Origin of the sequence: Streptomyces sp. NPDC096132, assembly GCF_044763345.1 — a bacterium.
Lineage (GTDB): Bacteria > Actinomycetota > Actinomycetes > Streptomycetales > Streptomycetaceae > Streptomyces.
This window is the reverse complement of the sequence record NZ_JBIWGA010000006.1, coordinates 249125-262754: the sequence shown is the minus strand read 5'-3', so window position 1 is coordinate 262754 and position 13630 is coordinate 249125. Positions and strand designations below refer to the sequence as shown.

The following is a 13630-nucleotide window of genomic DNA, read 5'->3' as shown; positions in this document are numbered from 1 at the left end:
CCGGCCCGGCCGGGGCTTTGCGCCCGGGCCCTGGCCCGGCCCCGGGGCTTCGCCCCCAGACCCCGGCCCTCCAGGGCTTCGCCCCCGGCCCCCGTCGCCCTGAGGAGTCTCGTCATCGAACGCCGGACGGGCCGTGTGCGTGCTCGCGGTACCTTCGTGGTCACGCCCGATGAGGAGAGTGACAGTGAGCAAGTTCGTGCGGCCCGCCCCCGAAGGCGCCGATCCTTTCGGGACGGCCCGTCTGCGCCGCGGTGTACTTGACGCCTGGGCCACCAGTCCCGCTCGTTTCCGCGAGGACGCCAACGCCGAGGAGGATCTCGTCCTCGGCGGCTACCGTGACCGTCTCGTCGTGGAGCTCGCCCAGAACGCGGCCGACGCGGCGGCGAGGGCGGGCGTCCCCGGGGGGCTGCGTCTCACCCTCCAGGACGGCGTCCTCGTCGCCGCCAACACCGGCGCCCCGCTGGACGCGGCCGGTGTCGAGTCCCTCGCTACCCTGCGCGCCTCCGCCAAGCGCGACACCCATCAGTCGGCCGTGGGCCGCTTCGGCGTCGGCTTCGCCGCCGTCCTCGCCGTCACCGACGAGCCCGCCGTCGTCGGCCGGCACGGCGGTGTCCGCTGGTCCCTGCCGGAGGCCCGCGAACTGGCCCAGGACACCGCCCGCCACAGCCCCGGCCTCGGCGACGAGATCCGCCGCCGCGACGGACACGTCCCGCTGCTGCGTCTCCCGTTCGCCGCCCAGGGCACCGCCCCGGACCCGTACGACACCGCGGTCATCCTCCCGCTGCGCGACACGGCCGCCGCCGACCTCGCCGAGCGTCTCCTCACCGCCGTCGACGACGCCCTCGTGCTCGCCCTGCCGGGCCTGGAAGAGGTCGTGATCGAGATCGACGGCGGCGCCCCCCGCACCCTGAGCCGCTCCATCGACGGCGCCCTGACCGTCGTCGACGACTCCCGGGACGGCACCACCCGCTGGCGTACGACCGCCGCGCACGGCCCCCTCACCCCCGACCTGCTCGCCGACCGCCCCGTCGAGGAGCGGCTGCGGCCGCACTGGTCGGTCACCTGGGCCGTGCCCGTCGACGAGCAGGGCGCCCCCGCCCGCCCCCGCACCAGCCCCGTCGTGCACGCCCCCACCCCCAGCGACGAGCCCCTCGGCGTGCCCGCCCTGCTCATCGCGTCCTTCCCGCTCGACACCACCCGCCGGCACGCCGCGCCCGGCCCGCTGACCGAGCACCTCGTGCAGCGCGCGGCCGACGCCTACGCCGAACTCCTCGCCGAATGGCGGCCGGTGACCCCCGGCGTCATCGACCTCGTGCCCGGTCCGCTCGGCAAGGGCGAGCTGGACGGGGCCCTGCGCCGGGCCGTCCTGGACCGTCTGCCCCGGACCGCCTTCCTGCCGCCGGCCGTCACGCCCGTCAAGGACGAGGACGACCTCCCCGAGGCCCTGCGCCCCCGGGACGCCGAGGTGGTCGAGGGCGCGGGCGCCGACACCGTACGGGTCCTCGCCGAGGTGCTGCCGACCCTCCTGCCCGCCGGTCTCGAGCGGCGCGTCGAGCTGCGCACCCTGGGCGTCGCCCGCATCCCGCTCTCCGACGCCATCGACCGCCTCGCCGGCCTGGAGAAGGACCCGGACTGGTGGTACCGGCTCTACGACAGCCTCGCCGGCGTCGACCCCGACCGGCTCTCCGGGCTGCCGGTTCCCCTGGCCGACGGCCGGACGACCATTGGCCCCCGCCAGGTGCTCCTGCCGACCCCGGACGCGGCGAGCGCCGACCCGGACGTCCTCGCCCGCCTCGGCCTCAAGGTCGCCCACCCCGACGCCGCGCACCCCCTCCTGGAGAAGCTCGGCGCCCTGCCCGCCACGCCCCGCGCGGTGCTGACCACCCCGCAGGTGCGGGCCGCGGTCGCCGCCTCCCTGGACGACGACGGCGGCGCCTGGGACGAGCAGGACACCCCGGACGCCGAGGAGCTCGCCGACACCGTCCTCACCCTCGTCCGCGACGCGGGCCTGGAGTCCGGCGACGAGCCGTGGCTGGGCGCGCTGGCCCTGCCCGACGAGGACGGGGAACTCGTCCCGGCGGGCGAACTCGTCTTCCCCGGAAGCCCGTTCGCCTCCGTCATCCGCGAGGACGAACTGGCCTTCGTCGATGCCGAGCTGGCGGAGAAGTGGGGGGAGGGCCCGCTCGCCGCGTGCGGTGTCCTGGCCAACTTCGCGCTGGTCCGCGCCACGGACGTGGTCCTCGACCCCGACGAACTGGAGCCGCGCGAGGGCGACTTCGCCGAGCCGGACGACGCGGGCCTGCTGGACGCGGTGGACGTCTGGTCCGAGGACATCCTCGACCGCTTCCCCGACTCGCCGGTCCCGCCGGTCGCCACCGAACTCGTCGCCGTCCGCGACCTCGACCTCGTCGACGACGACCGCTGGCCGCAGGCCCTCGCCCTGCTCGCCCAGCCGCCCCTGCGCGACGCCCTCACCCAGCCCGTCCGCATCCTCCTCCCCGACGGCACCCACGAGGTCGTACGCCCGTACACAGCCTGGTGGCTGCGCGGCCACCCGGTCCTCGACGGCCGCCGCCCCGCCGGTCTGCTGGCGGCCGGCGGCGACCCCCTCCTGCACGGCCTGTACGACGAGGCCGACGCCACCGGCTTCGACGACGAGCAGGTCCTGCGGGCGCTGGGCGTACGGACCTCGGTGGCGGCGTTGCTGGACGAGCCGGGCGGCGCGGCCGAGCTGCTGGAGCGGCTCGCCGACCCCGACCGGCCCGTCGGCGCCGCCCAACTGCACGGGCTGTACGGCGCGTTGGCCGAGCTGGACCCCGAGCAGGTGACCCTCCCCGACGACCTGCGGGCGGTCGTCGACGGCCGGGTGGAGGTGGTGGACGCCGCCGACGCGGTGGTCGTCGACTCGCCCGACCTGCTCCCCTTCACGGAGGGCGTCCCCCTCCTGCCCGTACGGCCGTCCCGCGCCGCCGAGCTGGCCGAACTCTTCCAGGTCCGCCGTCTGAGCGAGTCCGTCACCGGCTCGGTCGACTCCGAGGGCACCGAACACGCCGTACCGGAGTCGGTACGGGTCCTCCTCGGCGCGCGCACCCCGGCCACCTACGTCGAGCACGAGGAACTCGTCGTCGACGGCGTCGAGATCGACTGGCGCCTGACCAACGACGGCGTCCTGCACGCCGCGACCCTGGAGGGCGTCGCCGCGGGCCTCGCCTGGGCGGCGGGCCAGTGGCCGCGGCGCTTCGAGGTGGCGGCGCTGCTGGAGGATCCGTCCCGGACGGGGGAGCTGGCGCGGGACCGCTGGTTCGACTGAGCCCGGCACACGAGAAGGGCCGCCCCACCGGAGAGGCTCCGGTGGGGCGGCCCTTCGGCCACGCCATGGGGGCGATCAGTCCGCCTCGGGCTCCAGGCGGCGACTTCGACGGCGACGGCAAGGGCGATCTCGCCGCTGTGACCACCGCGGGCGACCTGCGCCTGTACGTGGGTGACGGCAAGGGCGCACTCGCGGCCGGCAAGTCGATGTGGCCGAAGGTCTAGCACCCCGGGCATCGGCGGACGAGGGCCCGTCCCGGGCGACCCCGGGACGGGCCCTCTCGCGCAGGAGGGCCGGCAGCGGATGGTCCGTCAGAAAATCTTCATCACTTCGTACAACCATTCACACCCGCCGCGGATCTGACTCGACGAGCCAACAGGCTCCACACTCACTTGGGTCCTGTGCGACGACGAGCCGTTGGGAACGCCCACCGCCAGGGTCCTCTTATCCACCGGGGGAAAGCATGCGCATCCGTGCCACCGTGGCCGCCGTCACCGGCGCCCTGGCTCTCTCCGCTCTCGCCGTGCCGGCCGCGCAGGCCGCCGGCGGCTCCTCCTACGGCAAGGAAGACATCCAGAAGGCGGCGTGGGCCGCCTCCGGGAAGACGGCGTACACCGGCACGACCGCCGACGCCGCCGAGCCGTACCCGCTGGACCTCACGTTCTCCAGCGTGAAGATCAACAACGGCAAGCCGATCGTCGCGGGCACCACCAACAAGGTGACCGTCCCGGTGACGTACAAGGTCACGCACTCCGCGGACCTCGACATCACCGCCCCGGACGTCTTCCTGGATGTGGACATCTACCGCGGCGCCGACTACGTCAACGCCGCGAACCGCCTCTGGGGCGACGACTGGCCGACCTGCACGGTGACCTCGACCACCACCGCCACCTGCAAGGGGACCATCGACGTCCTTCCGTCCCAGGAGCTGAACAACGTCGACGCCACCACCTGGAAGGCCGGCGGCTACGTCTACGACTTCAACGACCAGCTCGGCCGGGAGTTCGAGGACATCGACTGGTCCAAGGTCGGCTACGCCGAGCAGGACAACCTCGCCACCACCAAGCTCCAGCGCTACTCCAAGCTGACCGTCAACGCCTCCCCCGAGCCGGTGAAGAAGGGCAAGACCATCACCGTCACGGGCAAGCTGTCCCGCGCCAACTGGGACGACAACAAGTACCACGGCTACACGGGCCAGCCGGTGAAGCTGCAGTTCCGCAAGAAGGGCAGCTCCACCTACACCACCGTGAAGACCATCAAGACCAACTCGACCGGGAACCTGAAGACCACGGTCAAGGCGGCGCAGGACGGCTACTTCCGCTACAGCTTCGCGGGCACCTCGACCACCCCGGCGGTCACCACCGCGGGTGACTTCGTCGACGTCAAGTAAGTCCCACGTCCCTCGAGACCCACGTCTTTCGAACACTGAGGAAAACGCACATGCGCATACGCGCCCTCGTCGTCGCCGCCACCGGCGCCGTCGCCCTCTCCGCGTTCGCCGTGCCGGCCGCGCAGGCCGCTCCGGCGGCGACCACCTACACGTTCTCCAGCGTGAAGGTCAACAGCGGCAAGCCCATCGTGGTCGGCTCCACGGCCAAGGTCACGGTCAGTGCCTCGTACACCGTCACCGGCTCGGTCGACCTGGACCCGGACACCACCCTCACCATCCCGGTCCTCTACCGGGGTACCACCCTCAGCGAGAACACCCCCGACAAGGACGTCCTGGTCGGCGACGAGCCCGGCACCTGCACGTCGGCCTCCGCCAAGGTCCTCAAGTGCACGGCGAAGATCCAGCTCCGCCCGAAGTCCACCGACGAGGAGTTCGCCGACCTGACCAACGCCCAGGCGGGCAGCTGGAAGATCGGCGCCGTCGCCGCCTCGCTCAGCGACGACAACCCGGTCATCAAGAGCAACCTCGGCACCGCCAAGGTCCAGCGCAAGGCGACCCTCACCACCAATGCCACCCCGGAGCCGGTGAAGAAGGGCAAGACCATCACGGTCACGGGCAAGCTGGCCCGCGCCAACTGGGACACCAACAAGTACGCCGGTTACGCGAGCCAGTCGGTGAAGCTGCAGTTCAAGAAGAAGGGCAGCTCCACCTACACCACCGTGAAGACCATCAGGACCAGCTCCACCGGCACGCTGAAGACCACGGTCAAGGCGTCCGCCGACGGCTACTTCCGCTATGTCTTCGCGGGCACCACGACCACCTCGGCGGTCAACTCCGCGGCCGACTTCATCGACGTGCGGTAGGACGCAGAACCCAGGCAGCGAACGGCCGTTCCCCGGAGCCACCGGGGGACGGCCGTCCTCTTTCCGTCCCCCTACCCTCTCCTTACCTCTCTTCGCACAACTCGCCCCATGCGTCACGGATCTACTGAGTGAGTCAACAGACTCCCGAGATCACTTCTCTCCTCATGGGGAACGCACATGCGCATACGCGCCATCGTCCTCGCCGCCTCCGGCGCCGTGGCCCTCTCCGCTCTCGCCGTACCGGCCGCGCAGGCCGCTCCCGCGGGTCCCGCCGTCACCTTCTCCGCCGTGAAGGTCAACAGCGGCAAGGCCATCGTGGTCGGTCCCACGACGACGGTCACGGTCTCCGCGTCGTACACCGTCACCAAGCCCGCCACCCTCAGCGCGAGCTCCTTCGAAAGCGGCCCGGTCCTCTACCGCGGCACGACGCTCGACGAGAACGCCGAGATCGTCCTCGGTGACGACCCCGGTACCTGCACGGCCGCCTCCTCGACGGTCCTGAACTGCACCGCCAAGATCCAGTTCCGTCCGGCGACCTCCGCGGACGACGACCTGACCAACAGCGCGGCGGGCACCTGGAAGATCGGCGCCCTCGCCGCGGGCGACAGCGGCGGGCTCACCTGGCAGGCCGGCTTCGGCACCACCCACATCCAGCGCAAGGCGACCCTCACCACCGACGCCACCCCGGAGCCGGTGAAGAAGGGCAGGACCATCACGGTCACCGGCAAGCTGGCCCGCGCCAACTGGGACACCAACAAGTACGCCGGGTATGCGTACCAGTACGTGAAGCTGCAGTTCAGGAAGGCGGGCACGACCACCTACACCACCCTGAAGACCATCAAGACCAGCTCCACCGGCACCCTGAAGACCACGGTCACGGCGTCGGCGGACGGCTACTTCCGCTACAGCTTCGCGGGCACCACGACCACCTCGCCGGTGAACTCGGCGGGCGACTTCGTCGACGTGCAGTAAGCGGTACGCCTCCTCAGGCGGGGAAACGGCGGTCGACCCACTTCCACACCAACTCCAGGGCGGCCGCCGCCACCCCCGCGATCCCCACCGCGATCCACGGCATCGTCATCCCCACCAGCTTCAGCGCGAAGAAGTCCTGCAGCCACGGCACCGCCAGCACCAGCAGGAACCCCGCGCCCATCGAGGCCACGAGCAGCACCCGCCACCAGGTGTAGGGCCGGGCGACGATCGCCAGCACCCACATCGAGATGAGGAACAGCGTGAGGGTCGCGACGCTGGTCTCCGCGTCCAGGGCACCCTCGCCGGTGTAGTAGTGACGGGCGGTCAGGTACGTCACGAAGGTGGCGACGCCCGCCACCACCCCGCCCGGGATCGAGTACCGCATCACGCGCCGTACGAAGTGCGGCCGGGCCCGTTCCGTGTTGGGGGCGAGGGCGAGGAAGAAGGCCGGGACGCCGATGGTGAGGGTGGACAGCAGGGTCACGTGCCGGGGCAGGAACGGATACTCGACCTGCCAGCACACCACCAGCAGCGCCAGCAGCACCGAGTAGACCGTCTTCACCAGGAACAGGGTCGCCACCCGGGTGATGTTGCCGATCACCCGCCGGCCCTCCGCCACCACCGACGGCAGGGTGGCGAAGCTGTTGTTCAGCAGCACGATCTGGGCGACGGCGCGGGTGGCCTCGGAGCCCGAGCCCATCGCCACTCCGATGTCCGCGTCCTTGAGGGCGAGCACGTCGTTGACGCCGTCGCCGGTCATCGCGACCGTGTGCCCCCGGGACTGCAGGGCTCCGACCATGTCCCGCTTCTGCTGCGGGGTGACCCGCCCGAACACCGTGCCCTCGTCGAGGGCCGAGCCCATCGCCTCCCGCTCGGCGGGCAGCCGCCGCGCGTCGACCGTACGGCCGCTGAGCCCCAGCTTGGCGGCCACCGCCCCCACCGACACCGCGTTGTCCCCGGAGATGACCTTGGCGTGGACGTTCTGCTCGGCGAAGTAGCGCAGGGTGTCGGCCGCGTCGGGCCGCAGCCGCTGTTCCAGGACGACGAGGGCGGCCGGCCCGGCCCCCTTGGCGACGTCGGGATCGTCCAGGTCCCGTACGGCGCGCGTGAGCAGCAGCACGCGCAGGCCCTGCTCGTTGAGCCGCCCGGTCTCGGCGAGCGCCGGGTCGCCGTCGTCCAGCAGCACGTCGGGCGCCCCCAGCAGCCAGGTGCTGGTCTCCCCGTTGCCCTCGCTGAAGGTGGCGCCGCTGTACTTGCGGGCGGAGGAGAAGGGGAGGGACTCGGTGCAGCGCCATTCCTCGGCGTCCGGATAGGCGTCGATGATCGCCCGCAGGGAGGCGTTCGGCCGCGGGTCGGACTCCCCGAGCGCGCCGAGCACCTTCCGTACGTACGTCTCGTCGGCGCCGTCGAGGGTGCGCAGCCCGGTGACGTCCATGCCGCCCTCGGTGAGGGTGCCGGTCTTGTCCAGGCAGACGGTGTCGACGCGGGCGAGGCCCTCGATGGCGGGGAGCTCCTGCACCAGGCACTGTTTGCGGCCGAGCCGGATCACGCCGATCGCGAAGGCCACGGAGGTGAGCAGGACCAGGCCCTCCGGGACCATCGGGACGATCCCGCCGACGGTCCGGGCGATGGACCCCTTGAGGTCGTTGTCCTTCACGAACAGCTGGGTGACGATCAGCCCGATCGCGGCCGGGATCATCATCCACGTCACGTACTTGAGGATCGTGGAGATGCCGGAGCGCAGCTCGGAGTGGACGAGGGTGAAGCGGGAGGCCTCCTCGGCGAGCTGGGCGGCGTAGGCCTCGCGGCCGACTCTGGTGGCCTGGAAGGCGCCGCTGCCCGCGACCACGAAACTGCCCGACATCACCTGGTCGCCCGGCCGCTTCACCACCGGGTCCGCCTCACCCGTCAGCAGCGACTCGTCGATCTCCAGCCCGTCCGCCTCGGCGCACACCCCGTCGACGACGACCTTGTCGCCGGGACCGATCTCGACCAGGTCGTCGAGGACGAGGTCGGAGGTGGCGACCTGGACCGCCTCCCCGTCCCGCCGCACGGTCGGCCGGACCTCCCCGATGACGGCGAGGGAGTCCAGGGTCTGTTTGGCCCGCCACTCCTGGATGATCCCGATCCCGGTGTTGGCGAGGATGACGAACCCGAACAGGCCGTCCTGGAAGGGGGCGACGACGAGCACGATCAGCCACAGGACGCCGATGATCGCGTTGAACCGGGTGAAGACGTTCGCGCGGACGATCTCCCCCACGGACCGGCTGCTGCGCACGGGTACGTCGTTGACCTGACCGCGTGCGACGCGCTCCGCGACCTCGGCCGCGGTGAGTCCGGTGGCCGGCGGCGCGGTGGCGGGTGCGTCGATATGGGTCATGGAATCGACGGTACGTGCGGATTTGGGGGTTCACCCCCCGAAGGTGCCGAAGATCCGACCTGGGGAGGACGGGGGCGGCGCCGGGGTAGGACGGGCGTAGTACGCCGGTCGTACGGCTACTCGGCGGCCGTCTGCTTGGCGGCGGCCTGCTCGGTCGGCTCGGCCGCTGCCTCCGCCCGCTTGATCGCCGCGTCGCGCCTGCGGACGTAGTAGACGCCGATCAGCCCCAGCCCGCCCCCGGCCAGGCAGGTCCACAGCCACCACAGATGGCCGTGGTCGTCGAACCAGCCGTAGAAGGGGAGCTGGACGAGGAAGAGGACGAACCAGAGGATCGTGCCGCCGGTGATGGTCGCGACCACAGGGCCCTCCAGGGGCTCCGGCGCCTCGTGCTTGGGGGTCCACTTCGCCATGGGCCCAGCTTACGAGGTGGTCACATCTACGCGCGCAGATGGCCGATCCCAACGTTATATGTTCATACTGAAACCGTTTGCGTCTGACCACTTCTCTTCGTAGGAAACACCAAATACATGCCCACCTCGGCCCCCGCCAAGGTCCCCGCCCCTGAAACGCCGGGAGCCAGGCCCGCCTACGGCGCACTCGACCGCTACTTCAAGATCTCCGAGCGCGGCAGCACGCTGTCCCGCGAGATCCGCGGCGGTTTCGCCACCTTCTTCGCGATGGCCTACATCATCGTGCTGAACCCGATCATCCTCGGCAGCGCGAAGGACATGTACGGTCACCAGCTCGACAACGGTCAGCTGGTCACGGCCACCTGTGTCACCGCGGCCTTCACCACGCTCCTCATGGGCGTCATCGGCAATGTGCCGATCGCGCTCGCGGCGGGGCTCGGCGTGAACTCGGTCGTCGCCCTCCAGCTCGCCCCGCGGATGTCCTGGGCGGACGCCATGGGCATGGTCGTCCTGGCCGGTTTCGTCGTCATGCTCCTGGTCGCGACCGGCCTGCGGGAGCGCGTCATGAACGCCGTCCCGTACGGTCTGCGCAAGGCGATCTCGATCGGTATCGGCCTGTTCATCATGCTGATCGGTCTGGTCGACTCCGGCTTCGTCACCCGCATCCCGGACGCCGCCCACACCACCGTCCCGCTCCAGCTCGGCGCCGACGGTCACCTCACCGGCTGGCCGGTCCTGGTCTTCATCCTGGGCGCCCTGCTCACGCTGGCCCTGATCGTCCGCAAGGTGCCCGGCGCGATCCTCATCTCGATCGTCGCGATGACCGTGCTCGGGCTGGTCCTCAACGCGGTCGCGACCATCCCCTCCTGGGGTCTGACCACGCCCGAGTGGCCCGGCAACCCGGTCGCCACCCCCGACTTCGGGCTCATCGGCGAGTTCAGCCTGTTCGGCGGCTTCGGCAAGGTCGGCGTGCTGACCGGTGTCCTGTTTGTCTTCACGGTGCTGCTGTCGTGCTTCTTCGACGCGATGGGCACGATCATGGGCGTCTCCGACGAGGCGAAGCTGACCAACGCCCACGGTGAGATGCCCGGCATCAACAAGGTCCTCTTCGTCGACGGTCTCGCCGTCGCCGCCGGTGGCGCCAGCTCCTCCTCCGCCACCACCGCGTTCGTGGAGTCCACGGCCGGTGTCGGTGAGGGCGCCCGCACCGGCTTCGCGAACCTCGTCACGGGCGGCCTCTTCACCGTCGCGCTGTTCCTCACGCCGGTCGCCACCATGGTCCCGTCACAGGCCGCCACTCCCGCGCTGCTCGCGGTGGGCTTCCTGATCCTGGCCAACTCGGTCAAGGAGATCGACTGGGCCGACTACACGATCGCCATGCCCGCCTTCATCACGATGGTGATGATGCCGTTCACCTACTCGATCACCAACGGCATCGGCATGGGCTTCATCACGTTCGTCCTGCTGCGTCTGGCGGTGGGCCGGGCCCGCGAGATCCCGGTCCCGATGTACGTGGTCTCCGCGGTCTTCGCGTTCTACTACCTGATGCCGGCCCTCGGTCTCACCTGACGGCCGTGAGGCCGGTCAGGTGTGCCCGTAGAACTTCTCCGTCTCCTCGACGGCGGTCTGGAACCGCTGGTCGAAGTCATCGCGAATGAGCGTCCGGACGACATAGTCCTGGACGCTCATTCCGCGTTTGGCGGCGTGCTGTCGGAGCCGTTCGAGCAGTTCATGGTCTATCCGCAGACTGAGCACAGTGGTCCCCATGAGACGAGGGTCGCGGGCCGGTGGCACACGTCAGTGACTTTCCGCGTCCTCCTCACTCGTTCGAGTGACGATGGGGTTTCCGTGGCCAGGCTCACGGGAATCCTGGCGCGCCCCAGCTTGTTTAGCCAGAGTAATGAGTTACGCTAAAGAGATGCCTGACCTCACCCATGGCGACGACGCAGCCGCCGTGAACTCGCTACGGTCCGCCGTGATGCGGCTGTCCCGTCGGCTCAAGCACCAGCGGGTCGACGAGTCGCTGAGCCCCACCGAGATGTCGGTGCTCGGCACCCTCTCCCTCTGCGGCAGCGCCACACCCGGCGAGCTCGCCCGCAAGGAGCACGTCCAGCCCCCCTCGATGACCCGCATCGTGGCGCTGCTGGAGGCCAAGGGCCTGGTCCGGCTGGAGCCGCATCCCGAGGACCGGCGCCAGAAGGTCGTCACCAAGACCGAGCAGGCCGAGGCCATGCTCGAGGAGAGCCGCCGCAAGCGGAACGCCTTCCTGGCCACCCTGGTGGACGGCCTGGACGAGGACGAGTGGGCGAAACTGCGCGCCGCCGCCCCCGTGCTGGAGAAGCTCGCACACCTGTAAGCCGCAGTACCCGAGGAGGCGAACCTTTTTGAGTACGGGACCCGGAGCAGACTCCGCACCCGCACCGACCACCCACGACACCCCGCCCACCCCCAGAACCACCCGCAAGTCCTCGATGTTCGGCTCCCTGAAGGTCAGGAACTACCGCCTGTTCTTCGCCGGCCAGGTCGTCTCCAACATCGGCACCTGGATGCAGCGCATAGCGCAGGACTGGCTGGTCCTCAGCCTCACCGGCTCCGCCACGGCCGTCGGCGTCACGACGGCCCTGCAGTTCCTGCCCATGCTGCTCTTCGGGCTCTACGGCGGCGTCCTCGTCGACCGCCTGCCCAAGCGCCCCACGCTGCTCGTCACCCAGTCCGCGATGGCCGTCACCGGCATCGCGCTGGCCGCGCTCACGCTCTCCGGCCACGTCCAGGTCTGGCACGTCTACCTGGCCGCCTTCGCCGTCGGCCTCGCCACGGTCGTCGACAACCCGGCCCGTCAGTCCTTCGTCTCCGAGATGGTCGGCCCGGACCAGCTGCAGAACGCGGTCAGTCTGAACTCCGCGAACTTCCAGTCCGCCCGTCTCGTCGGCCCCGCCGTCGCCGGCCTCATGATCACCGGCGTGGGCACCGGCTGGGCGTTCCTCTTCAACGGCCTGTCCTTCGTCGCCCCCATAGCGGGCCTGCTGCTGATGCGGGCCCGCGACCTGCACGTCGTCGAGCGCGCACCGCGCGGCAAGGGCCAGCTGCGGGAGGGACTGCACTACGTCGCCGGCCGCCCCGACCTGATCTGGACGATCGTCCTCGTCGGGTTCGTCGGCACCTTCGGCTTCAACTTCCCCGTCTACCTCTCCGCCTTCGCCGACGACGTCTTCCACGCCGGCGCCGGCTCCTACAGCCTCTTCAACACGCTGATGGCGGTCGGCTCCCTGGCCGGCGCCCTCCTCGCCGCCCGGCGCGGCACGGCCCGGATGCGGGTGATGATCGCCGCGGCGGTGCTGTTCGGCGCGGTCGAGCTGCTCGCCGCGACGGCCCCTTCCCTCTGGCTCTTCGCCCTGCTCATGGCGCCGATCGGCATGTTCGGCATGACGATCAACGTCACCGCCAACACCAGCATCCAGATGGGCACCGACCCGGCCATGCGTGGCCGCGTCATGGCCCTCTACATGATGGTCTTCCTCGGCGGCTCCCCGGTGGGCGCGCCGATCGCGGGCTGGATCACCGACGCGTACGGCGTCCGCGCCGGCCTCGCGGTGGGCGGCGCGATCGCCGCGGGGGCCGCGGTCACCATCGGCCTGATCCTGGCCCGCGTCGGCAACCTACGGCTGTCGGTGGGCTGGAACGACGGGCATCCGCGGGTACGGTTCGTGCCGAAGGAGAGCCTGAAGGACGGCGAGGAGCTGGCGTCCGTGGCCTGACCGCCCCCTCCCGTACGTGCCTACACCCGGCGCGCCAGCACCTGCCCCGGCCAGTCGCCCTGCGCCGTGTACGCCTCCGTCGGGACGAAGCCGTTGGCCTCGTAGAACGCGACGAGCTTGCGGTCGTCACCGGCGTAGCAGTCCACCCGCAGCAGGGCGACCCCGGCCGACCGGGTCTCGTCGGCGGCGTGCGCGAGCAGGGCGCTGCCCACGCCGTGGCCCTTGAAACGGCGGTCGGAGGCGAGCCAGTGGATGTACCGCTCGGGCTCGCCGGGCGGCCGCAGGTGGGCGAGGTAGGGGCCGGGCCCGTCGGTGAGGGTGAGCGCGCCGACCGGCACGGCGTCGATCTCGGCGATGTAGACCTCGCCCTCCCGCGCGTACCGGGCGACCGACTCCACGGTCTTCGGCTTCCCGGACAGCGGCTCGATCCCCCACTGTCCCGTGCGCCCCTGTCCGACCAGCCACTCCACGCAGCTGTCGAGCATGCCGAGTATCGCGGGGACGTCGTCCGGACCGCCGTTCCTGATGGTGATCTCCATGCCCCCATGGT

General features: G+C 70.9%; 12 protein-coding genes. 8 read left to right on the top strand and 4 right to left on the bottom strand.

Features of this window, described 5'->3' with window-relative positions:
* Positions 1 to 184: 184 nt before the first annotated feature.
* The 5 genes from ACIRF9_RS16870 (at position 185) to ACIRF9_RS16850 (ending at position 6535) form a co-directional block, all read left to right on the top strand.
* Positions 185 to 3310: a sacsin N-terminal ATP-binding-like domain-containing protein gene (locus ACIRF9_RS16870; RefSeq protein WP_403821906.1), complete on the top strand. Its 3126-nt coding sequence runs from the start codon at positions 185 to 187 to the stop codon at positions 3308 to 3310.
* A gap of 41 nt (positions 3311 to 3351) precedes the next feature.
* Complete coding sequence (locus ACIRF9_RS16865; protein WP_403821903.1) at positions 3352 to 3534, top strand: hypothetical protein; 183 nt, start codon at positions 3352 to 3354, stop codon at positions 3532 to 3534.
* Positions 3535 to 3773: 239 nt separating this feature from the next.
* Complete coding sequence (locus ACIRF9_RS16860) at positions 3774 to 4700, top strand: hypothetical protein (RefSeq protein WP_403821900.1); 927 nt, start codon at positions 3774 to 3776, stop codon at positions 4698 to 4700.
* 50 nt (positions 4701 to 4750) lie between these two features.
* Positions 4751 to 5563, top strand: coding sequence for a hypothetical protein (locus tag ACIRF9_RS16855; RefSeq protein ID WP_403821897.1), 813 nt, complete (start codon positions 4751 to 4753; stop codon positions 5561 to 5563).
* Between the two features lie 177 nt (positions 5564 to 5740).
* Positions 5741 to 6535: a hypothetical protein gene (locus ACIRF9_RS16850; protein ID WP_403821894.1), complete on the top strand. Its 795-nt coding sequence runs from the start codon at positions 5741 to 5743 to the stop codon at positions 6533 to 6535.
* Positions 6536 to 6548: 13 nt separating this feature from the next.
* Here ACIRF9_RS16850 and ACIRF9_RS16845 read toward each other — a convergent pair whose 3' ends face one another.
* Positions 6549 to 8915: an HAD-IC family P-type ATPase gene (locus ACIRF9_RS16845; protein WP_403821891.1), complete on the bottom strand. Its 2367-nt coding sequence runs from the start codon at positions 8913 to 8915 to the stop codon at positions 6549 to 6551.
* Between the two features lie 116 nt (positions 8916 to 9031).
* Entirely contained in the window at positions 9032 to 9325 is a 294-nt protein-coding gene (locus ACIRF9_RS16840; protein ID WP_403821888.1) for a DUF2530 domain-containing protein, read from the bottom strand.
* A 117-nt stretch (positions 9326 to 9442) separates the two neighbouring features.
* On the opposite strand from ACIRF9_RS16840, the gene ACIRF9_RS16835 reads away from it, so the two are divergent.
* Positions 9443 to 10894, top strand: coding sequence for an NCS2 family permease (locus tag ACIRF9_RS16835; RefSeq protein ID WP_403821885.1), 1452 nt, complete (start codon positions 9443 to 9445; stop codon positions 10892 to 10894).
* A 15-nt stretch (positions 10895 to 10909) separates the two neighbouring features.
* Here ACIRF9_RS16835 and ACIRF9_RS16830 read toward each other — a convergent pair whose 3' ends face one another.
* Positions 10910 to 11092 (bottom strand): ribbon-helix-helix protein, CopG family, encoded by a 183-nt coding sequence (locus ACIRF9_RS16830; protein WP_403821882.1) that lies wholly within the window; start codon positions 11090 to 11092, stop codon positions 10910 to 10912.
* Positions 11093 to 11243: 151 nt separating this feature from the next.
* Between ACIRF9_RS16830 and ACIRF9_RS16825 the strand changes: the two genes are divergently transcribed.
* Positions 11244 to 11681 carry a MarR family winged helix-turn-helix transcriptional regulator gene (locus ACIRF9_RS16825; RefSeq protein ID WP_133912015.1) on the top strand — a complete coding sequence of 146 codons (438 nt, stop codon included), beginning with the start codon at positions 11244 to 11246 and terminating at the stop codon, positions 11679 to 11681.
* Positions 11682 to 11709: 28 nt separating this feature from the next.
* Complete coding sequence (locus tag ACIRF9_RS16820; RefSeq protein ID WP_403821879.1) at positions 11710 to 13080, top strand: MFS transporter; 1371 nt, start codon at positions 11710 to 11712, stop codon at positions 13078 to 13080.
* A gap of 20 nt (positions 13081 to 13100) precedes the next feature.
* Here the strand turns inward: ACIRF9_RS16820 and ACIRF9_RS16815 are convergent, their stop codons facing one another.
* Positions 13101 to 13619 carry a GNAT family N-acetyltransferase gene (locus ACIRF9_RS16815; RefSeq protein WP_403821876.1) on the bottom strand — a complete coding sequence of 173 codons (519 nt, stop codon included), beginning with the start codon at positions 13617 to 13619 and terminating at the stop codon, positions 13101 to 13103.
* Positions 13620 to 13630: the final 11 nt, after the last annotated feature.